The sequence below is a fragment of the Sulfurovum sp. NBC37-1 genome (genome assembly GCF_000010345.1).
In the GTDB taxonomy this organism is placed as follows: domain Bacteria; phylum Campylobacterota; class Campylobacteria; order Campylobacterales; family Sulfurovaceae; genus Sulfurovum.
In genome coordinates this window covers 944,191-962,899 of the sequence record NC_009663.1, presented here as the reverse complement: position 1 = coordinate 962,899, position 18,709 = coordinate 944,191, and the positions used below count along the sequence as shown (strand labels likewise).

Annotated in this window: 28 protein-coding genes; 6 read left to right on the top strand and 22 right to left on the bottom strand. The window is 39.4% G+C overall.

All coding sequences use genetic code 11. The features are described 5' to 3' along the window. Together SUN_RS04870 and SUN_RS04865 are read right to left on the bottom strand one after the other, a co-directional pair. Entirely contained in the window at positions 1-1,173 is a 1,173-nt protein-coding gene (locus SUN_RS04870) for a hypothetical protein (protein ID WP_011980633.1), read from the bottom strand. Beyond that, a complete protein-coding gene (locus tag SUN_RS04865; protein WP_011980632.1) occupies positions 1,170-1,922 on the bottom strand; it encodes an outer membrane lipoprotein-sorting protein in 753 nt (250 codons plus the stop codon). Before SUN_RS04865 ends, SUN_RS04870 begins: the two co-directional genes overlap by 4 nt. A gap of 95 nt (positions 1,923-2,017) precedes the next feature. Between SUN_RS04865 and SUN_RS04860 the strand changes: the two genes are divergently transcribed. After that, complete coding sequence (locus SUN_RS04860) at positions 2,018-2,680, top strand: TetR/AcrR family transcriptional regulator (RefSeq protein WP_011980631.1); 663 nt, start codon at positions 2,018-2,020, stop codon at positions 2,678-2,680. On the opposite strand, the gene SUN_RS04855 is transcribed toward SUN_RS04860, so the two are convergent. From SUN_RS04855 to SUN_RS04815, 9 genes are read right to left on the bottom strand one after another with little or no spacing between them, the layout of a single operon-like run. Continuing rightward, positions 2,670-3,119: a PaaI family thioesterase gene (locus SUN_RS04855; RefSeq protein ID WP_011980630.1), complete on the bottom strand. Its 450-nt coding sequence runs from the start codon at positions 3,117-3,119 to the stop codon at positions 2,670-2,672. The genes SUN_RS04860 and SUN_RS04855 overlap by 11 nt on opposite strands. 37 nt (positions 3,120-3,156) lie before the next feature. After that, on the bottom strand, positions 3,157-3,531 hold the full coding sequence (locus tag SUN_RS04850; protein ID WP_041672682.1) for a thioesterase family protein: 375 nt from the start codon (positions 3,529-3,531) through the stop codon (positions 3,157-3,159). After that, entirely contained in the window at positions 3,532-4,038 is a 507-nt protein-coding gene (locus tag SUN_RS04845; RefSeq protein WP_011980628.1) for a GNAT family N-acetyltransferase, read from the bottom strand. Then, the gene (locus SUN_RS04840) at positions 4,028-4,390 is read right to left on the bottom strand and encodes a hypothetical protein (RefSeq protein ID WP_011980627.1); all 363 of its coding nucleotides are present in this window, start codon (positions 4,388-4,390) and stop codon (positions 4,028-4,030) included. The genes SUN_RS04845 and SUN_RS04840 overlap by 11 nt, the downstream gene beginning before the upstream one ends. Continuing rightward, complete coding sequence (locus SUN_RS04835) at positions 4,383-4,883, bottom strand: hypothetical protein (RefSeq protein ID WP_011980626.1); 501 nt, start codon at positions 4,881-4,883, stop codon at positions 4,383-4,385. Before SUN_RS04835 ends, SUN_RS04840 begins: the two co-directional genes overlap by 8 nt. After that, positions 4,880-5,494 carry a TetR/AcrR family transcriptional regulator gene (locus SUN_RS04830; RefSeq protein WP_011980625.1) on the bottom strand — a complete coding sequence of 205 codons (615 nt, stop codon included), beginning with the start codon at positions 5,492-5,494 and terminating at the stop codon, positions 4,880-4,882. Before SUN_RS04830 ends, SUN_RS04835 begins: the two co-directional genes overlap by 4 nt. A gap of 58 nt (positions 5,495-5,552) precedes the next feature. Further along, a complete protein-coding gene (locus SUN_RS04825) occupies positions 5,553-6,122 on the bottom strand; it encodes a pyridoxamine 5'-phosphate oxidase family protein (RefSeq protein WP_011980624.1) in 570 nt (189 codons plus the stop codon). Continuing rightward, positions 6,103-6,405: an isochorismatase family protein gene (locus SUN_RS04820; RefSeq protein WP_011980623.1), complete on the bottom strand. Its 303-nt coding sequence runs from the start codon at positions 6,403-6,405 to the stop codon at positions 6,103-6,105. Before SUN_RS04820 ends, SUN_RS04825 begins: the two co-directional genes overlap by 20 nt. Continuing rightward, complete coding sequence (locus SUN_RS04815; protein WP_011980622.1) at positions 6,402-6,863, bottom strand: YybH family protein; 462 nt, start codon at positions 6,861-6,863, stop codon at positions 6,402-6,404. The genes SUN_RS04820 and SUN_RS04815 overlap by 4 nt, the downstream gene beginning before the upstream one ends. Positions 6,864-6,947: 84 nt before the next feature. Here SUN_RS04815 and SUN_RS12990 point away from each other — a divergent pair, with 84 nt between their 5' ends. Together SUN_RS12990 and SUN_RS13450 are read left to right on the top strand one after the other, a co-directional pair. Then, positions 6,948-7,508, top strand: a complete 561-nt coding sequence (locus tag SUN_RS12990; protein WP_011980621.1) for a TetR/AcrR family transcriptional regulator — start codon at positions 6,948-6,950, stop codon at positions 7,506-7,508. A gap of 72 nt (positions 7,509-7,580) precedes the next feature. Further along, positions 7,581-7,820 carry a hypothetical protein gene (locus SUN_RS13450; protein WP_148154649.1) on the top strand — a complete coding sequence of 80 codons (240 nt, stop codon included), beginning with the start codon at positions 7,581-7,583 and terminating at the stop codon, positions 7,818-7,820. 45 nt (positions 7,821-7,865) lie between these two features. Here SUN_RS13450 and SUN_RS12985 read toward each other — a convergent pair whose 3' ends face one another. From SUN_RS12985 to SUN_RS04775, 7 genes are all read right to left on the bottom strand, one after another. Then, complete coding sequence (locus SUN_RS12985; protein WP_011980620.1) at positions 7,866-8,075, bottom strand: SDR family NAD(P)-dependent oxidoreductase; 210 nt, start codon at positions 8,073-8,075, stop codon at positions 7,866-7,868. Positions 8,076-8,113: 38 nt separating this feature from the next. Continuing rightward, positions 8,114-9,433 (bottom strand): methyltransferase domain-containing protein, encoded by a 1,320-nt coding sequence (locus SUN_RS04800; protein ID WP_011980619.1) that lies wholly within the window; start codon positions 9,431-9,433, stop codon positions 8,114-8,116. 12 nt (positions 9,434-9,445) lie between these two features. Then, positions 9,446-10,012 carry a cysteine hydrolase family protein gene (locus tag SUN_RS04795; protein WP_011980618.1) on the bottom strand — a complete coding sequence of 189 codons (567 nt, stop codon included), beginning with the start codon at positions 10,010-10,012 and terminating at the stop codon, positions 9,446-9,448. Between the two features lie 311 nt (positions 10,013-10,323). After that, a complete protein-coding gene (locus tag SUN_RS04790) occupies positions 10,324-10,791 on the bottom strand; it encodes an ester cyclase (RefSeq protein ID WP_011980617.1) in 468 nt (155 codons plus the stop codon). 100 nt (positions 10,792-10,891) lie between these two features. Beyond that, positions 10,892-11,623 (bottom strand): AraC family transcriptional regulator, encoded by a 732-nt coding sequence (locus SUN_RS04785; protein WP_148154647.1) that lies wholly within the window; start codon positions 11,621-11,623, stop codon positions 10,892-10,894. 150 nt (positions 11,624-11,773) lie between these two features. Then, a complete protein-coding gene (locus SUN_RS04780; RefSeq protein ID WP_011980615.1) occupies positions 11,774-12,340 on the bottom strand; it encodes a GNAT family acetyltransferase in 567 nt (188 codons plus the stop codon). Further along, the gene (locus SUN_RS04775; protein WP_011980614.1) at positions 12,330-12,941 is read right to left on the bottom strand and encodes a pyridoxamine 5'-phosphate oxidase family protein; all 612 of its coding nucleotides are present in this window, start codon (positions 12,939-12,941) and stop codon (positions 12,330-12,332) included. Before SUN_RS04775 ends, SUN_RS04780 begins: the two co-directional genes overlap by 11 nt. A 99-nt stretch (positions 12,942-13,040) precedes the next feature. Here SUN_RS04775 and SUN_RS04770 point away from each other — a divergent pair, with 99 nt between their 5' ends. The 3 genes from SUN_RS04770 to SUN_RS04760 all read left to right on the top strand — a co-directional run bounded on the left by SUN_RS04770 (position 13,041) and on the right by SUN_RS04760 (position 15,544). Then, a complete protein-coding gene (locus SUN_RS04770) occupies positions 13,041-14,420 on the top strand; it encodes a PLP-dependent aminotransferase family protein (protein WP_011980613.1) in 1,380 nt (459 codons plus the stop codon). A gap of 109 nt (positions 14,421-14,529) precedes the next feature. Continuing rightward, positions 14,530-15,159, top strand: a complete 630-nt coding sequence (locus SUN_RS04765) for an NAD(P)H-dependent oxidoreductase (RefSeq protein WP_148154773.1) — start codon at positions 14,530-14,532, stop codon at positions 15,157-15,159. Between the two features lie 40 nt (positions 15,160-15,199). Further along, complete coding sequence (locus SUN_RS04760) at positions 15,200-15,544, top strand: TraR/DksA family transcriptional regulator (protein WP_011980611.1); 345 nt, start codon at positions 15,200-15,202, stop codon at positions 15,542-15,544. 18 nt (positions 15,545-15,562) lie between these two features. Here SUN_RS04760 and SUN_RS04755 read toward each other — a convergent pair whose 3' ends face one another. From SUN_RS04755 to SUN_RS04740, 4 genes are all read right to left on the bottom strand, one after another. After that, a complete protein-coding gene (locus SUN_RS04755) occupies positions 15,563-15,964 on the bottom strand; it encodes a rhodanese-like domain-containing protein (RefSeq protein WP_011980610.1) in 402 nt (133 codons plus the stop codon). A 63-nt stretch (positions 15,965-16,027) separates the two neighbouring features. Then, positions 16,028-16,615, bottom strand: a complete 588-nt coding sequence (locus tag SUN_RS04750) for a transglutaminase-like domain-containing protein (RefSeq protein WP_011980609.1) — start codon at positions 16,613-16,615, stop codon at positions 16,028-16,030. 3 nt (positions 16,616-16,618) lie between these two features. After that, positions 16,619-17,413 (bottom strand): methyltransferase family protein, encoded by a 795-nt coding sequence (locus tag SUN_RS04745; protein ID WP_148154645.1) that lies wholly within the window; start codon positions 17,411-17,413, stop codon positions 16,619-16,621. Then, entirely contained in the window at positions 17,362-18,708 is a 1,347-nt protein-coding gene (locus tag SUN_RS04740) for a PepSY-associated TM helix domain-containing protein (RefSeq protein ID WP_011980607.1), read from the bottom strand. The genes SUN_RS04745 and SUN_RS04740 overlap by 52 nt, the downstream gene beginning before the upstream one ends. Between the last annotated feature and the right edge of the window lies 1 nt (position 18,709).

Sequence of the window (18,709 nt, the reverse complement as noted above, 5' to 3'; positions counted from 1 at the left end):
CTAAAATGTATAGCTGAGCCCGAATTGGACTCTGGTATGATCATCAAAAGCCGATAACAGCGTGTTTTCTGCGGGAATAAAATGCAACCATTCTCCATGCAGCAAAAAACGATCCATCAGTCTCGTTTTGGCCTCGACTTTAAATACTTTCTCACGATGACTAAAGTCATAAAGCATCCCTGCTCTGAATTCACTGCTTCGTGTATCGTTCAAATTAAGTTTTGCCGCCAGGAAAAGGTCATCATTGTATATTTCCGATATATCCACATTTTTGACCTTTGCATCATCCCGATATCCATAACGGTAATACTCCGCATAAAAGGTAACATCTGCACCACCTATATCGTACAGACTTTTCTCTGCACCTATACCAAACTGCCAATAGTCACTCATCGGTTTGTAGTCGATAACATGCGTATAGCTTGCTTCCAGTTTGCATATCATATCGTTTACGACAATATGCGATAAAAAAAGTGCTTTGTTTACCCGATAGGCATACTGTGCCAGCTTTGAAGCATGGCTCTGAGGTATGAAATTGCGTTTGTTATCATATCCGTGCCACAGAATCACCCTGCTCTCACTCTCAAAGATTCTGTCACTCGCCACAGCATAACTCGCATAAACCGTAGGGGTATAGCGTCCATCCTCCAGATTCAATCGGGAATTATATGGCAGAGGCAGCGGATAGTAGGGAGTATTATGATCCGATAGATCCAGATCTTCTTCATAGAACTTTACCCCTGCTTCAAATACATCGTCACCAAAATATCGGCTAAGTGTTGCTGACCAGCTCCCCAGTTTGGCACTTTGGTCAAAAGGATTAAAAAGGTAGTTTTTCTGATTGAACACATCAGTGATATTGTACCCTTCCAGCTCTCCCCAGTAGAGAACCCGCTTCCCGATCTCAAATCGATATTTCCTCATGCTCTTCGCTGCAAAAAGTTCGTTGATGTGTATGTATCTTTTCTCTTCATAGCGATCACTGTAAAGATATATCAGTTTTATTTTGCTTTCAAAGGAGCTGTTCGCATAGCCAAGTTCTACACTTCCGCTCACATCCGTTTCGCCAGCTGAATTGGCATAATTGGCATAGGTCATATCTACACTGCTTTTAAATTCAACTGCCTCAAGTCCTATACACATCAAGAAAAGAAGCAAAACCGATTTTTTCATTTCAGAACTCTTTTTGAAAAATCAGCTTCATTCAATCCTGCTTTTACTTTGTCACTCTCCCAGACAAGCAGCGTGCTTTTTCCATTCTGCACATTTTTCATCTCCATCCTGACAATGCGGTCAATCCCCTTGATTTTTCTGTATTTCAGAAAAGAAACCTTTTTAAGCAATCTACCGTTCCTGTCATAATATTCGCCGAACATCGCCAGATAGGTTTTCGGATCAATATAGACAATCTGCCGGGAGTAGCCGCTGTGTGCATCTTTGGGGATGCGTTTAACTTTTAAATATTTTTTACCGTTTCGGGTAACTTTTTCTGCTTCACCTTTGTAACTGTAATTCCTGTAGTTTTGCGATGCAATATCTTCATAACTGAACTCACTTGCCATAAATGAGCCGGACTTGTTACGTGAGCTGATCCGTTTTATACGCTTTAGTGCCGGAAGGTAAAGCCATTGTTTATCATCTGTTCCTATTTGTTCATAGCTTAAAAGTTTGGTATCTTTAATATCTGTCGGATATAAAAAAACAATAAGCGATCTGTCTCCATTGTTACCTTCGAGCTTTTTGATACGCATCTTGCGTATGTTGGCAACACCCCGGGCATTTTTAAGCACCATCTTCGTTTCAGATATGCTGCTTTGGTACCCGGACATCTTTTCATAGGACTTTTTAGCCACTGTCATCGCACTTTCTGCCTCCAGCAGAGTTAAAATACCAACCATTCCTGCAATAACCATCTTTTTCATAAGCATTCCTTTTTCAGTTTTAATGTGAACAATGTTAACATACTCATTCTTAAATGTAAACATTGTTCACATTTATTTTTTGCTATACTGTCATTATGAAAAAAAACGACTATCACCATGGGAACCTCAAAGAGGAATTCTTAACGATCGCCTTTGCTTTTATTCGAGAGAATGACATAGAGAAACTGACCCTCAAGGTACTCTCCGATGCCACCCACACTTCACGCTCTGCGATCTACCGTCACTTCAGCTCAAAAGACGCACTCATTGAAACCATGATCATAACAGGTTTTGACGCATTCGACAGAACGATCGCCCCCATACTCACAGCAAAAGAAAAACCGTTACCCGAACGCTTTTATTTTGCCGGCAGGGCTTATCTTGACTATGCCAGAGAAAACCCCAGCCTTTACCGACTGCTCTTTGGGAAAAGATATGCCCATATCAGGGAAGAGATCATGACACTGGGAGATGACTGCAGCGGATTTGGTGCGCTTAAAAAGGCAATTGAAGAGGGACAGGAGAACGGCTTGATTAAAAAAGAAAACAGTTTCACGCAGGCCGTAGTGGTCTGGTCTTCCCTGCACGGACTGGCTTCAACCATTATTGACGGGTTCATGGACGTTGAGGCAAACAGCGAGCAGTTCTACAATGCCATGTACAAAAGCCTCCTTGCCGGACTACTCAGCAAAAAGGTCACCCTGCTCTCAACACTGCCGTTTTCAGATAAATTTCTGGAAGTAGAAGCTAAAGGATAAAGTTCACCACCCTGGATGAGGCATACACCACCCCGTTCTCATCCACCACTTCCACTTCAAATGTCAAACGCCTCTTTTTTTCTTCTGCAAGCTTTGCTTTTACATAGATAAATCCTATATCCATAGTAATGGCTTTAATCAATTTTGTCTCTATGGTACGTGTCATATTGGGAGCTGCTACCAACATACTCAACGGTCCTACAGCATTGTCTATCGCAGCATTTATCATACCACCCTGCATCGTCCCATAAGGATTTTGCCATTGCTCCAATACAGGTAATTTGGTTATAAGAGACTTTTCTGCTTCATTAAAGTCTATAATCTCACACTGCATCATTTCAAAGCTTGGCGGAGGCAGGGTAAAATCTCTTATTTTCTCACCCAGTAGTTTGGTGAATAGTTCTATGATGTTTATGTGTGTTTTTTCTTTTAAGCCCATGATTGTAGCTCTATGATTTTCATTTTGAATGATTCTCTCACCTCATCATCCTTTCAACAATCTTCAATGGCACTATGCTCCTTACATGAGAAGCTCTTGCTATTTCTTTTTCGCCAAACATTGCTCTTATACTAAAATGAACCTCTTTTTTGTTCTGTTCTAGAATCTCAGAAATAAACACAAGCTCTTCTCCCAATTTGACCATAGCAAGATGTTCTATGTTCACCTCTTTACCTACAGAGATGTAGCGTTGGTTATCTAACTCTTGATTGATTAATTTTGCACTCACAATCTCCATCCATTTGACAATGGTATAGGTACCTAAAACATCAGGTAGTGTGCTGTCAATGTCTGATATACAATCATCTAATTGCACTTTAAAAATTTCATTATATTTTTTGCACTTCATCATTTATTCCTTATAGTATTTTTCCAAATATACAGCACACAATCCATCCCGTTTCGGCATATCGACATTCAAATGAACCGGATACTTCATAACCCTGTCTATCCTGACATACCCTCTGCGAATATAAAATGCTATCAGCTCTTTTCTTTCAGCCAATACTGCCATAACAAAATGATCGACCTCCAAACTCTCATGAGCATACGTCTCTGCTTCTTGCAGCATAGTTTTACCTACTCCATACCCCTGAAGCGCAGGATCGACGGCAAAAAAACCTATGTAGGCTTTCTCTACTCTTTTTTCTACGCAAATCACCGCTGCAATACTCTCATTTTCAAGCACAAACAGATATGCATCTTCATCGTTCAGATAGCCAAAAACCTCTTCCTCGTTTGTCCTGTTTCCTGAGACAAGTTCCGTTTCGGTAGTCCAGCCTTCTTCTCCCCGATATGCCCTGTTGACAAGGGTGACGATACTCTTCACATCATTGCTGTGGGCTTTTCTAAAGTGCATCTTTGGACTCCACCAAATCTACCTCAAAATACTCCTTCAAAGCCATCTCTTGCCCTCGTATCTCCTCCATCAATGGACTCTTAGGAGATATAATAAATATGATTTTTTCGATACTGCTCTCTACCATCGTAGGTACAAACTCTTTCAACAGCCACTTGATATCTGCCTCATCACTTTCAAATCCATAAGTTGTATCTGTAATCCAAGTTTTAATATTGTGCTTGGCTATCTCTGCTTGGGCATAACGCAACGGTTCACGATAATCATCACCTTTACAAAACTGCTTCCATTCGCATAAGATGGCATCTTGAGTTTTTAGATGTTGGATTTTGCAGTATGGGGTGTTATACATTTTGTTCTCTCTTTATGCGAAATAGTCTAATAATCATCCAAACAATGACAGGCAAAGCCAACCATTTCAAAGTTGCAAAGATAGAATGGATAAAAAACAGGGTTGGTGAAAAAGCATTAACATCATTTAGAAACCATAGCTCCAAGCTATTTTCAATCCAGTCAAAAACTCCTGCCCCAATCGCCACATAAGGAAATATAGATGTTGGCTGCGCTTTCTCTTTTTCAAGCCAACTTATGAGTGATGCAAAAAATATCATATAGCTAAAAGCATAAATGTAGTCAAATACAATCAAGTGCCTAAAGGCTTCTACATCCCATGAAGATACTATCTCTTTTGCCTTGTTGATAAAAAATGATAGTTGCAAAGCAATAACGCCAAAACCATCTTTACCATCTATCATTGGATCAACAATTACCATTACAACAAATGCCATAATTAAAGTAGCTGTCATCGATAATATCACGATTTTTTTGCTTGCTAAAATATTCATTTTGAGCCTTTTAAAATAAAATCCAACTGCTCAATATAGTGATTATTCAATACCTTAAAATTCGGACACTTCATAAGCAGTGGTGTCGCAAAAAGAGTATTAAACAGCGAGGTATATACAAAAAAATGTTTCTCTTTTGGTATTGTGAGTTTTTCTATTAATGGCATTATAATATCAGGAAATCCACCCACTTCATACGGCACATCTTTCCCAAAACGAAGTATTCTCTCAGCTCTGCTTATATTTATATCTTTTTTAGACATCCCTTGCAGTGCCATAGAAGCGACTATCTCCATAAAAAGGTTGGGATTTTTTTCTATGGTTTTGGCTGTCTGCTCAAAGATACGGTAGAGAGCTTTTTGAGGTTCAAGCCCTTCTATATGCATCTGCATCTCCAAACTCCAAAGCTCTATAAAGTAGATAAGCACCTCTTTTTTACTCCCAAAATAGTTAAAAAAGGTCATCTCTGAAATCTCAAGTTCTTTGGCTATCTCCTTGACCGATATATCTGCCAAGGCTTTTATTTTGAGTTTTTCATCGAAGGTATCGAGAATTTTGAGTTTGAGTGCAGCTTGTTTTTTCTCTCTTAGCGAGAGAGTATTAATGGGCATTACAGTATCCTAAAAGTTTATTGATATAAAATATTTTAGTATACTATAATAATATTGCTTAGAGTTGTCTACCCATAAGTTTAGGTAAAAGACTTATATCTTTATCTTCTTCAGTAAAATTTAAAATCGAATCTCTTACTCTATGTAGGTTGCTAGGACAGTTTGGAATCACATATTCAATATCAATCATGATCAAACTATCAAACTTATATGCACTAAAATAATCCCAAAATTCACTTATATAAACATTTTCATAAACTACCGTTGCTTTACCAATGATCTTTAATCTCACATCTTGATTAAAATCAGGAATTAAAAGGCTTACCTTATTGTTTAATTCTAAATCTCCAAGAGAATGCAAAATACCATTCCCTTTAAAATTGGGAAAGACCAATTTATTCTCCTTGACCACATGCAAAAAACCTTTTTCTCCACCTTTATAATTAAGATTTGGTTGTCCGTCAGGTGATGCTGTTGCAAAAAAGAAATAGCTACAATTTTCTATAAACTCCATCATAGCACTATTGAGTTTACTCGTATCTAAGGTCTCTAACCAATAATCTGCATTTGCTTTTGTATTGTATTTATCTCGTGCTTTTTCATGCCCTTTATGAAATATATTTTTCATAAGTCGTCTCTCTAAAACTATTTGGATAATGTTTTTGAATTATTGTTCCATTTTCTAGATTAAATGCTTTATACAACTTTACACCATTACCTTCATGAAGAAAAAAAGATGCAGTCTCCCTAAGTGATACATGTTGTATAAAAAAGATTTCATAATTTTTTTCTTTTGTCAAATTAATGAGACTAAGCGCATTACTTAATGCTTCATTCATACCATCCAACACCATCTTTCCACTGGGAAAATAATCATTTTGCATATCTATTATAATAAGTGCTTTTTTCATAATACCTCCATCACAAGTTTTTGATATGTATCGAGCAATATGACATCTGTAATAGAACCATGATGATGTACCTGTTTGTATTGCCCCTCTTCTTTTGCATAAATTCTGCTGGTACGAATATCCAGCTTGATTTTTTCACTATTTTTGATAATATGCCCACGCTCTCTTCCTGCTACAAAAAAAAGCTCACCTTGTTTATATAGAGAATAATCATAAAATTCAACATATACTTCTACTTCTCCAAAAAAAATCTTTTTGTACACTTCAGAAATTTCGCTCCATCCTCTTAAAATGCCGCCAAGAGGATTATCCATCACACTATTTTGTATACTCCAGTTTGATTGCATTGCATCTATATTTTGTGTATTAAAGGCTTTGTAAAATGCTGATAATACTTCATATTCCCCATGAAGAGAAAGTGCTTCATATCCTGTTATAGGTTTATTATAAATTTTCATTTCTAATCCTTTTTTTGACTAACTAGTCAAATTATAGTATATTTTTGACTAATTAGTCAAGCAGTATTTTGCTATAATAATAAAATGAAAAAAAATTCAACACGTCAAAAGATCATAAATAGTGCATACAAACTTTTTTATGAAAAAGGATTTAACGGCACAAGTATTGATGATATCCTCCGTGATTCAGGATTAAATAAAGGTTCTTTATATCATCTTTTTAAAAGTAAAAAAGAAGTTTTACTTGCAGTCATACATGAAAAAATTGCCTACAATCTTGAACAAAAGTATAAAGATGTTGCTACTGTTGAACATCCACTCACCTATTTGGAAGAGAAACTTTTAACGACCGAATCATTTGATTTTAAACATGGGTGTGCACTCAATAACCTAGTACAGGAAATGAGTCCTGTAGATGCAGATGTAGCCAAAGCACTTTTAGAAGCATATGATAATCTGGAACATTACTATTTTTTAGCACTAAAAAGCATGGATATGGATGAAGAAAAAAAACAAACACTTTCTAAAATGATGGTAGCAACAGTAGAAGGTGCTATAATGGCAGCAAAAGCGTCACAGGATAAAACACCCTATCTCAGAATAATACAACAAATGTTTACACTTTTACCTAAACCTCACAGGTAATAAATAATCCATTTAAAAGACAATCTATTAATGAAAATTAGAAACCGTTCAGAGTTTTGTATCACCCGATAGATGAGTGAATTATATCACAACTCCAGAGCCTTATCCAATCTTCCCTCAAAGAAGATAGCCAAAACATTGATGGGTTCTGCTTTGGTTGCACCACACCACACATCGGGATGTCCTATCTACCCTGTAATGGAAGCATTGTTTACCACGCACGTAGCACTCACTTTGACACACTTTTCTATGAGTTTGATGGGTACTTCAAGGTTGGGCTTTAGCATAGCGTTGATTTTATCTTATGGATAATCATTGTAAAGCAGAGAGTACTTTACTCACGCATTGTTCATGAGCTTATCTATCTCTACCTATTTGAGCGATGAGACTTGGGATATTTTCTACATCTGTGAGGTCATACACCACACACTCTACTTCACTGGCATATTCAGAGCCTTTAAAATCACAAACCACCACAATGACTCTATCGCCCTGCTCTAAAAAAAGCTTGGTCAATGCCAAGCCTATGCCTCTGTTTCCACCAATGATCAATACATTTTTTTGCATATTATTTTCTTTTCTTTTCTTCAGATTATAATATCAGATTATACCTCTACACACTTAACCGCCCTTACCCTCAACCGCACATAATCAACAAACCATCCCGCCTCACTCTTGAGATGGTCTTCCAAATAGGCTTTACACTCCCTTTTGAAGACTTCAAACTGTTCATCGCTCAGATCGGCACAAACCCCCTTGGCAAAGACATCAAACCAGTTGCCGATATCTTCCATCGGGGTCGGTCGAGGGATCAGCTCGATAGACTCCACCCGAAAGCCTTCCGACTCCAGCAATGTCCGGTACTTCTCAGGGCTGGGGAAATACCACGGATTGACGAACGTCCCAAACTCCGGATGTTTGGCAAAACTCGCTTCCATCGCACGGACGACATGGTAGACATTTCCCTCTCCGCCAAACTCACACACGAAACGCCCGCCCGGACTCAACACTGTGGCGATACTGTTCACAGCATCTCTCGCCTCTTTAACCCAGTGAAGCGTTGCGTTGGAAAAAACCGCATCGAACGCCTCATGCCACGGTAAGTCGGTCACCGAACACACCTGCGCTTCGATCCATCTATCCCTACACGCATCAACCATCTCGGCACTCAGATCCACTCCGATGACCTCCGCACCCCTGCGCACGATCTCCTCGGCCAATGCACCTTCGCCGCACCCGGCATCCAGTATCTTCTCTCCCGGTTTCGGATCAAGCAGATCCACCACAGGCAACGCCAACTGTGACACAAAGGCGGTGTGTTTATTGTAGGTTTCCGGGTTCCATTGATTGGTTTCTTTTTGTTTTGTTTTTGTAGCTATTATCACACCTGTAGCCCACGATAATTGTACTATATTAAAATCATCTCTTTGATGTAAACACTGAACCAATGCATCTGCTTTTTCTTCATGTCCCTCTGGCCAATTATCTTGTGGCAACATGTCATCTATCACATACATACCACCCACTTTCAAAAGTGCCAATGCCTCTTCTAAATAATGGTACTTTCCAGGCCATGTATCTGCAAATATAAAGTCTATAGAGTTTTTTTCTATACCATCTATGACACTTTCACCACTACTACATACAAAAGTAATCCTCTCATCCTCTGCCAAATACTCTTTGGCTACAGCCATAACTTTAGTATCATTGTCTACAGTCGTTAACTGACTCATATCATCCATGCCTTCAGCTATCCATACTGTTGACAATCCACACCCAGTCCCCAACTCCAAAAATCTTCCATGAGGTTTACTTGTACAAAGCGTAGCCAACAATACTCCTACTTTCCTATCTGACTTCTGCTCAAAGCCTATGGCTTCACCTCTTTTTTCAATATTTTTTATTACTTGTTCTATATTTTTCATTTATTGTTCTCTCTATGCTTGTTCTATCAATAATTCTGTTGAAATACACTCAACACCAATATTTCTAATATCCATAATATTCGCTTGTGCTATCTCCTCTGTCTGTGCTGCTGTTGCATCTGTAACAAGTGTTACATCATAGCCCAATGCAATACCATCATAAATAGTTGCACGTATACAGTTTGGATACTGAATGCCACAAACGACAATCCTCTCAATCTTTAAACGTCTCAATATAAAATCTAATTCAGTATTCATAAATCCACTAAATCTATTTTTAACGATACGATACTCTCCATCCATAGGAGAAAGTCCATCTATAATCTCACAGCCCTTGGTACGAGGTACACAGTATTTCGTACCACCTAAAAAATCATCTAATCTCGTTTTTTCAATATCACTTCCATCTGCTCTATATTCTCTATAGACATGGAATACAGGTAATAACTTCTCTCTAAATGTATAAAGTACTTTTTGTATATTTGGTATAATCGGTACAGCTCCTTCTATACAGTGTGGAGCATTTGGCAAAACAAAATCGTTTTGCATATCTACAATAATTAATGCGGTTTTTGTCATAATTTTCTCTTTTTTTCGTAGGGTGTTGTACCCTTACAACACCAATAATTTAATATGCAATAGAAAAATGAATCCATAAAAAAGATACAGAAACATATCGCATACACAGCCAATCTAAGCTGGTCATCCAATCAAGGAATCTATAAAATTTAAGTAAATTGCTTAGAGGCTAAGCAGGAAAAAAGAGAGCAGAAGAGCAGAAAATCTTTGAGTGATTTGTGTTGTATATGAAAATATTTTCATTATGCTCTCCTTTATTTTGTTAGTGAAAGTGTAGTAGATTACTACTTAAATTCATATAACATCATATATTACAACCCTAGCTGCGTCTGAAACCCGTACAAATCATAGTAATCTTTTTGGGCTATAATCTTACCATTCTCATCTACTGTTGTCGTACTGATACCTTTGATGCTAAATTTTTTATTTGTTATCTTGGTTTTACCCCATAAACCACTAAATGTACCTCCATAAGTCCACTCGTAAGTAATAGTATTGCCACTCACAAATACATCACCTGTTTTGACCCAATACATATCAGGAACATATGCCATAAAAGCATCAGTAATGGCTTTTGTAACCTCTTTTTTACCTTTAGTTGTAGTATCAGATGGTAAATCATACCAAATGACATTTTGATTATAATAGCTGTCAATTTTACTGATATTATGTTCAGCCCATGCATTCATATAGCCATTGAGTACATTTTCTACTTTTGTTTCACTTGCCTGTAACATACTTACTGACACCATTATCAGCAATAATCCAATTCGTTTCATTTTGATTCCTTTAGAGGTTCTTTTTAGTTTAATATCATGCATTATGTCAAAAAAGAAAAGATATAACTACCTGTAAAAAGTTAAAAGTAGTCATTTTTCGTTATATTGTATTTTTTTGCATACTTTTAGGCGTTTGTCCATAGAAAGACTTATAGGCTTTTATAAAGTTTGAAACATTTAAGTAGCCTACATCAAATGCCACTTGCGTAACTGATTTTCCTTGGCTTAACAATGCATGAGCTCGATTCATTTTTTTCTCTATAAGCCACTGCTTTGGCGTGGTACCAAGCTGTTTTTTAAACGCTTTATTAAATGTAGAAAGACTCATGCCAGAAAGTGAAGCAAAGTCTGAAACTGTCAGATTTTTTTCAAAATGTTCAAGCATGAGTGAAGAGATATTGCGTTTTTGTTTATACTGTTCGGATGCATATAAAGTATCAATAAATTTATGTTCATTCTCCTGTACAACTAGATGTAAAAATTCTAATATTTTCAGGGTTAAAAATGCTTTATCACTTTTGTTGGTAAATGTCATTTTTTGAAGTGTTTCAATAAAATAGTTAATATTTTTAGAACTTTTTAAAGTACAAACTCTTTCATCGGTATGATGTTTTAAGGGTTTGTTTCCTAAAAAAGAGAGCGCTATTTCATGATCAAAAAAGAGTAAAAATACTTCTAAATCTTGAGAATTTTTTAAATAGTCAGAAACAACATAACTGTCTCTAGGCATAAAAATTATTTCTCCAGTTTCTGCTACTGTCAGGTTGCCATCATCATCTTCTATTTCAACCCTTCCATTTATCACATAAACAATAGCATGTGCCACTGTCATAATATCTGTATTTGTTACGTCATTGTCTAGTCGTTTATACAAAAAACAGTTATTGTCTACATGCAATAGTGCTGTCACACTGTCTACACTATATAGAACTTTAGGAAAGGTATGAAATTCCAAATTTTTATCACTTTATTTTATTTTTCCTCATAGTTTATCAAAATTTATATTTGTCTCACACCCCATCTCCCAATACCTATTACCATTAAATTCAAACTCTTGTATGACATCAAGTCCTAGTTTACGGTGATGTGCTTCAAAAGAGCGTGGGTTGATTTGGTTTACAAAGGTCACAAGTATAGGGTAACGTTTTGCCATGTGTGCTAATGCAAAATAAAATATTTTCGGTAATACCTCTGTACCTCTCATAGATTTGTCTATGCAGATAGGACCATACTGATAGGAATTTTCTACATTTAACTGTATACCTTTGTACTCCAAATGAGGCAAGTCATTTATCATATACTGGAACATCGCCCATTTAGACCAAAACTGCCACGAAGCAGCCATGACATAGGCTAAGACTTCCTCTCCTTCTTTAGCTATGAATAGCCCCTGCTCTTGTTCTATGAGCTGAGTGAGTTCTTCTTTTGTAAATGCAGTGGTGACGAAACCATCTTTTTTGTCTTCTTCGTTTATAGTATCTACTTGATACTTGGCATGTAGTTTGAGTGTTGCGTCTATATCATCTAGGGTTGCAACTCTATATTCCACTTTTTTCTCCTCTTTGAGCCTTCATCACCTCTATCGTTTTCTTGTCTATCTGCGTGCCACGCTTTTGCAAATGAGAAACTATCATTTCAAATCTCTCTTCACTCAAATGCTGACCAAATTTAAATTTGCAACGTATATGAGTTACTTCTATTTTCATTACTGCTGTCGCTTTGATGGCAGCGTCGTACTCAGAGTCACTAAAAGGTTTGTAGCCACCTTTGGGTTGTAGTTTTTTCATGAGTGAGGTAAAGACATTGGCTTTTTCTTCTCTACTGATTACCACTGTTACGACACCGTCCATACTTACTGACTTAAAGAACTGTGTCGCAGGACAGGCTAAGCCTTCCGTAGTAGAGAAGTCTGAGTCTATGAGTGCATAGTTCTCTACGACAGAAAAAGAGACTTTAGGATTCTTAGACAACATCTTCATCTTTTTATTTTTTAATGCACCATGAAAGTAAATGTCATCCTCTATACGTACAAAATTTACAGGCACAGCGTAAGGTACATCATCTACACTCAAAGCCAAAGTGCCGTATGCTGCTTGATCCAATACGTCATATATTACTTCTTTGTTTTTTATTTCAAAATGTGGATTCATCTGTCTTCCTATATTTTAGTTATGATAATTTGTGGTATTATATGCTCTATCTAACCCTATGTAAAGATACAAAATATTTATATTTTATAAGGACAGTTTGTGTACATACTCGATGAAAAAGAGAAGAAACCACTACATATACAACTCTATGAAGCGATAAAAGAAGACATCATCTCCAACTACGCCATAGGTGAAAAACTCCCCTCCATACGTAAAGTTGTCACACTCTATAACCTTAGTAAAACCACGGTAGAGTCAGCCTACTCACAACTCTATGCTGAAGGGTATATAGAGAGTCGTCCCAAGTCTGGGTATTATGTATGTGAATTCTATTTTGACAGCTACAAAAAGGACAAGGTAATTCCACATAGTAAAACAGATGCACCCAACAAATCCTACCTCTATGACTTTTTCCCTGCACAGCTTCATACAGAAGACTTTCCACTCAAGTTATGGAAACGTATCTCTGCTAAAGTACTTGACCAAAATGTTGACTTTGGAGCCTATCCCGATGGGCAAGGAGAGTACGTACTTAGAGATGCCATAGCCAAATACCTGCAAAATTCCCGTGGTGTAGCGTGTGATGCAAAGCATATCATCATCACCCATGGATTTGGTGACTCCATGGAGCTTTTGGCAAAGCTCATTCAAAAACGCTACAGGCATTTTGCTCAAGAGATACCGGGGTATCACATCGCCCACAAAGTGTTTGCTGCGTATGGTTATGACATTCACCCCATAGGGGTAGATGAAAATGGTCTTGATATCGAACAGCTTAAACAGAGTCAAGCCCAAATAGTGTACATCACCCCAACGCACCAGTACCCCACAGGTGCCACTATGCCCATTGCAAATCGTCTCAAACTCATACAGCATATGCAGTCCATAGACGGTCTCATCATCGAAGATGACTATGACAGTGAACTTAGCTACCACAACCGCCCTATCCCCTCTTTGCAAGGCGTAGACAGAGCAGACCATGTAGTCTATTTGGGTACCTTTGCCAAAGCACTCTCTCCTGCCGTACGTGTAGGCTACATGGTCGTACCTTCATGGATACGCAACCTCTACAAAGACAGCTACGATGCCCACTTTGCCAGAGTGAGCCTCTCAACCCAACTTACCTTGGCACATTTCATGACAGAAGGTCACTGGGAACGTCATATAAGTCGTATTCGTATTCTTAACAAAAAAAAGCACCAAACCATGAAAAATGCCCTTCTAAAATACCTTGGTAGTAGCTGTGACATCATAGCCGAGGGTGCAGGACTTGCCATACTCATCCAACCAACCAACACTTTTGACTACCAAAAGTTCAAACAGCTTGCCGAAAAAGCAAAAATCAAAATCTACCTAGCCAACGAACGCAGCGGTGGAGATTTTGAAGCAGTGCGTATGGGGTTTGGCGGATTTGCTTTAGAAGAGATAAAAAATGCAGTCAAAGCATTTAGTAAAGTCTGGCATCCTTCTTTTATATAAAAAACTCTCCTATACTTCTAGTGTAACTTTTTTCCCTCCATGGCAATATCCATTCAACTTTTACCTAAACTATTATATGCTATCCAAAACCATATAAGGATACATCATGATCAATAATGATTTCACCAAAGCGATGCAATTCCGCCATGCATGCAAACTCTTTGACGAAACAAAGCAGATACCCGATGAGACCATGCGCTATATTCTCGAAGCGGGGCGTACTTCCCCCTCCTCTTTCGGGATGGAACCATGGAAGTTCCTTGTTATCAGGAATGAAGAGATGAAAGAAAAACTGCGCCCTATTTGCTGGAACCAGCCGCAGATCACGACCTGTTCGGACCTGGTAGTCATTCTGGCGGCCATCGAGAGTGTCAGGCCCCAAAGCGGCATACCCGAAAAACGTTTTGCCAGACGGCCTCTCCCACAGGAACAGATAGATGCCTATATCGACCTCTATGGGAATTTCCTGGCCGATACCCTTTCAACCGATGAGAAGACCTTCTGCTGGACGGCGAGACAGACCTACATCACACTGGCGAACATGATGACAGCAGCAGCTTACGAACAGATAGACTCCTGTCCCATCGAAGGTTTTGAGAAAGAAAATGTGGAAAAACTGCTTGAGATAGACAGCTCCAAATATCAGGTAGCCGTGATGGCCGCATTTGGCTACAGAGTCAACGAACAGAGTGAACAGTTGAGGCTGCCTTTTGAAGAGATAGTGGAATTCATCGACTAAGCGAGACACTTAAATCAAACATTTTAAAGTGGAAATATACATGACAACGGAACAAAAACAACAATTCAAGCAGATCATCGAGGAACAGATACAAACTCTCAGCAGTGAGATCGAAGAGATCCGGGCTGCCATCTATCCGACCAAAGGCGAGGGAACATCAGACAAGGTCGCCCATATCAGTTTCAAGCAGGAGCAGAGCATTCATTTTCAACGCTATGAAGAGGCGACAAAACGCATGAACAGACTCAAGCATGCCTACCTGAAGATCGATACCCCCGAATACGGCATCTGCAAAGAGTGTGAAGAAGATATACCCATAGAAAGACTCAAGCTTGTGCCTGAATCACTTTACTGTGTAGCCTGCATGAATGAGCTTGGGTTGTAAAACACACCACAAAATCGCTTACTGTTTAACCGTCTTCTTCCCCGCTTTGATCCAGCCGTTCTCTATACCGCCTTTGAGTTCGTAGACATTTTTAAAGCCCATCTGTTCAAGTCCTTCTCCCAGAACCTTTGTACGGTTGGCATGCGCACAATAGATGAGAATAGGCTCTTTTTTGTCTTTGACCAAATGCCCCAGCTCAAAGAACCAGCCTGCAAGGTCCGGCTGTCCGTTTGGTGTAAAGAACATCATCTTGTGTGCTCCCTTGATGATACCTGTCTGCTCCCACTCACCGGGAGTACGAATATCTATGACAGGATATCCTTTTGCCTGAAGTTTGGCGAACTCATCCGCATCCACTGTCTTGAACTGTGCAAAGAGCGACACGCTTAAAAATGCTGTAAGCAGTAGTATTTTTTTCATCTATGATCCTTCATATTTTTTTTGCTAGTGTACACAAGAAAGATTAATCTGTGTTTTTTATCTTCACTGCTTGACTGTTTTATCTTTGATATCGGGAAAATTGTGTATCATCTCTTCATAGCAGGTATGTTTTTTCAAAGCTTCCACGACTTCGGGGAGCGGATCGGTCAGGTGCTGGGGAAGGTCAAACTCGTTTTCCTGTAACTCGAAAGCCAGCTGTTCATGCGGAGGGTTGAATACTGCATTCACGCCCTCCTTATTGCCTCTGGCATCCACCCTGTACCAGCCGTGATCTTTGAGGTAAATAGCATTGAGCCCGTGCAGGCAGTAGACATCTTCCACATACTCGCTGCAGGACAGACGCTGATAGCAAAAAGCCGTGGGAATGCCGTTGGCCCGAAGCAGTGCAGCAAGCAGGATCGCTTTGGCATAGCACCATCCGGTTCCATGTTTCAACACATCACTTGCACGATAGGTCGTGAGCTCATCTTTTGCATCACCACTGTGGCGTATCTGGTCTCGTACATATTCGAAACAGCGCTTGGCCACCTCGTCATCACTCTTACCACCTTCTGCCAACTGTGTGGCCAAAGCTTTTATGCGCTCATCGGAGTAGTTCACCAACGGTGTCTCTTTCAAATACTCTTTCATCGTTTACTTCCTTCTTACAGGCCACATCATACGCACCCGTTTTTTATAGTTCACATAGGCCTCGCCAAGTTCTTTAACAAGATCTTTCTCTTCAAAGTATAGGCCGATGAAAATATAAATCGTGAACCCAATGGAAAGTACCAGATGCCCATAGCTCATTGCAGGCGAGAACCACATGCCCATCAAGACACCCAGCTGAATGGGATGACGGAGGTATCTGTAGAGATGCTTCTCTTTGAATGTGATGGGTTTTGCCTCTTTGCCTGTCAGGTAAAAATAGACCTGCTGCAGACCAAAAAGCTCGAAATGGTTAATGATGAAACTGGCATAGACCGATAAACCCCAGCCAAAAACAAATCCTGCCTCCAGCAGCCATTTGAGCCAGCCAATTTCAACTTTCCATACATATCCGTCGATGGGCTGATAGTACAGACATATGACAATGAACACCACTCCCGAAAGCAGCACGTAGGTACTGCGTTCACTCACTTTCGGGATCATTCGTGTGACCATACGCTTGAACCCTCTGCGCGCCATTCCCGAATGCTGCAGGCCGAAAAGAAGGATCAGTGCAATGTCAATGAGCAGCGCCGTTCCCAAAGAGATTTCCTGCGGCATATCAACATTGTTTGACACAACATTCCAGTCACTGATGTAAAGAATGAACCATATCTGTCCTGTCAAACCTACAATGTAAGCAAAGACACCGTATAAAAATATGAGCCATTTATCTGTTTTATGTTCCATCATTCCTGCTTTGACGTTCTTTTTGAAAACAGTCTTTTTTTGTGAATCCATCTTGAAATACCGGTAAATCCGAGTATCAACAGTGCTATGGCGACAAAATCATTGATCCATTTCCACCAGGGAGCCACAAATACCCCTCCATGTATGGTCCGAAGTGTCGAAAACAGCGTGGCATCTTCAAATTCCGGCATCATTCCCTCGTAATGTTTGTAAGTAAAAAACTTGACCTCATCATCATAGTCATACGCATCCTTGAACGTATAGGGAACATCTTCCAGGGTTTTCCACACTCCGTCATAAAAACGGTTTGATCCGTCTTTCACACTTACATACAGCACACCGTCTATCCGTGCCATACGATAGGCGAAACCTTTTGTCTCCTGTTTCCAGCTTTTAAGGTCAGTACTTTTGTAGACACCATACCTGTTTCCTATACGGTAAGTCGTCCCGTCAAAATCAACAGAGCAGATATCGGAGGTCAAAGAGGAGTAGACAGGCGGTAAAACACTGTGAGGCACCACCGTTTCGGTCATGAACTTTTTCAATCCGCCTGAGTGGTTCAGAAATATTCCTGTTACTGCCAGGATGGTCAAAGGTATAAATGCCAGGACAACCACACTGTTTGCGTGCCACTTTATGAGTTTCCTGCTCATTTCGGCTTTTTTCTTCAGGTGTATATACCACCAGATAAGATAACCGCTAAGCGATAGGAAAATCAGAGCTAGTGCCCCGTAGTCATTGAGCAGTGCAGAGAGCTTTCCGTTCAAAAGTCCTCGTCCGAAATGCAGATCTTTGATCAGTTTTTTGAGCGTTATGTCATCCTGTAGTTGTGATGCATCTATTTTGACGACAGTATCGCTGACCACCGAAGCATCATCTCTTTTGATCAGCAGCAATCTGTGTTTATCGATACTTGCAAGCAGATATTTATCGGTGACCGCCAATGCATTGACATAATTACCCTGGAGGGCGTACAGGCTCCACTTATTGTCTTTGAGTACATAAATACCGTCGGAGGTGGCTGCGTAGCTTGCATTGGCATCTGTTTTAATGGCCAGACACTGCAGGTCTGTCATTTGACTGTACGTCTCACCCTCATCAAACGTTTCAAAGATCCCGCGTTTTCCGCCAACAATGATGTGGTCGGTATCTTCACTGTCTATCCAGTACGCTTCAAAAAGTTTTTTGTCTTCCATCAATGTCGTGTTGGGTACATTCCTAACTGTTGTCGTGTAAAGAAAGTTCCACTGCCTGTTGTTGATAAAAAAGCCCGTAAGCCCCAACACCAAAAGGAACAGCCCGACTAAAAGCCCAAAAAATTTATGCAGTTTAAAAAGTTTTACCATG

Bases quoted from the DNA above. Each gene is read 5' to 3' on its own strand.
- SUN_RS04840 (WP_011980627.1), bottom strand. From the start codon at position 4,390: ATGTATAACACCCCATACTGCAAAATCCAACATCTAAAAACTCAAGAT.
- SUN_RS04800 (WP_011980619.1), bottom strand. From the start codon at position 9,433: ATGAAAAATATAGAACAAGTAATAAAAAATATTGAAAAAAGAGGTGAA.
- SUN_RS04855 (WP_011980630.1), bottom strand. From the start codon at position 3,119: ATGGGCTTAAAAGAAAAAACACACATAAACATCATAGAACTATTCACC.
- SUN_RS04865 (WP_011980632.1), bottom strand. From the start codon at position 1,922: ATGAAAAAGATGGTTATTGCAGGAATGGTTGGTATTTTAACTCTGCTG.
- SUN_RS04835 (WP_011980626.1), bottom strand. From the start codon at position 4,883: ATGAATATTTTAGCAAGCAAAAAAATCGTGATATTATCGATGACAGCT.
- SUN_RS04775 (WP_011980614.1), bottom strand. From the start codon at position 12,941: ATGAATCCACATTTTGAAATAAAAAACAAAGAAGTAATATATGACGTA.
- SUN_RS12985 (WP_011980620.1), bottom strand. From the start codon at position 8,075: ATGCAAAAAAATGTATTGATCATTGGTGGAAACAGAGGCATAGGCTTG.
- SUN_RS04830 (WP_011980625.1), bottom strand. From the start codon at position 5,494: ATGCCCATTAATACTCTCTCGCTAAGAGAGAAAAAACAAGCTGCACTC.
- SUN_RS04785 (WP_148154647.1), bottom strand. From the start codon at position 11,623: ATGACAGTGGCACATGCTATTGTTTATGTGATAAATGGAAGGGTTGAA.
- SUN_RS04750 (WP_011980609.1), bottom strand. From the start codon at position 16,615: ATGAAAGAGTATTTGAAAGAGACACCGTTGGTGAACTACTCCGATGAG.
- SUN_RS04740 (WP_011980607.1), bottom strand. From the start codon at position 18,708: ATGGTAAAACTTTTTAAACTGCATAAATTTTTTGGGCTTTTAGTCGGG.
- SUN_RS04820 (WP_011980623.1), bottom strand. From the start codon at position 6,405: ATGAAAAAAGCACTTATTATAATAGATATGCAAAATGATTATTTTCCC.
- SUN_RS04845 (WP_011980628.1), bottom strand. From the start codon at position 4,038: ATGCACTTTAGAAAAGCCCACAGCAATGATGTGAAGAGTATCGTCACC.
- SUN_RS04870 (WP_011980633.1), bottom strand. From the start codon at position 1,173: ATGAAAAAATCGGTTTTGCTTCTTTTCTTGATGTGTATAGGACTTGAG.
- SUN_RS13450 (WP_148154649.1), top strand. From the start codon at position 7,581: ATGAGTGAATTATATCACAACTCCAGAGCCTTATCCAATCTTCCCTCA.
- SUN_RS04790 (WP_011980617.1), bottom strand. From the start codon at position 10,791: ATGAAACGAATTGGATTATTGCTGATAATGGTGTCAGTAAGTATGTTA.
- SUN_RS04825 (WP_011980624.1), bottom strand. From the start codon at position 6,122: ATGAAAAATATATTTCATAAAGGGCATGAAAAAGCACGAGATAAATAC.
- SUN_RS04755 (WP_011980610.1), bottom strand. From the start codon at position 15,964: ATGAAAAAAATACTACTGCTTACAGCATTTTTAAGCGTGTCGCTCTTT.
- SUN_RS04815 (WP_011980622.1), bottom strand. From the start codon at position 6,863: ATGAAAATTTATAATAAACCTATAACAGGATATGAAGCACTTTCTCTT.
- SUN_RS04850 (WP_041672682.1), bottom strand. From the start codon at position 3,531: ATGATGAAGTGCAAAAAATATAATGAAATTTTTAAAGTGCAATTAGAT.
- SUN_RS04760 (WP_011980611.1), top strand. From the start codon at position 15,200: ATGACAACGGAACAAAAACAACAATTCAAGCAGATCATCGAGGAACAG.
- SUN_RS04860 (WP_011980631.1), top strand. From the start codon at position 2,018: ATGAAAAAAAACGACTATCACCATGGGAACCTCAAAGAGGAATTCTTA.
- SUN_RS12990 (WP_011980621.1), top strand. From the start codon at position 6,948: ATGAAAAAAAATTCAACACGTCAAAAGATCATAAATAGTGCATACAAA.
- SUN_RS04745 (WP_148154645.1), bottom strand. From the start codon at position 17,413: ATGGATTCACAAAAAAAGACTGTTTTCAAAAAGAACGTCAAAGCAGGA.
- SUN_RS04795 (WP_011980618.1), bottom strand. From the start codon at position 10,012: ATGACAAAAACCGCATTAATTATTGTAGATATGCAAAACGATTTTGTT.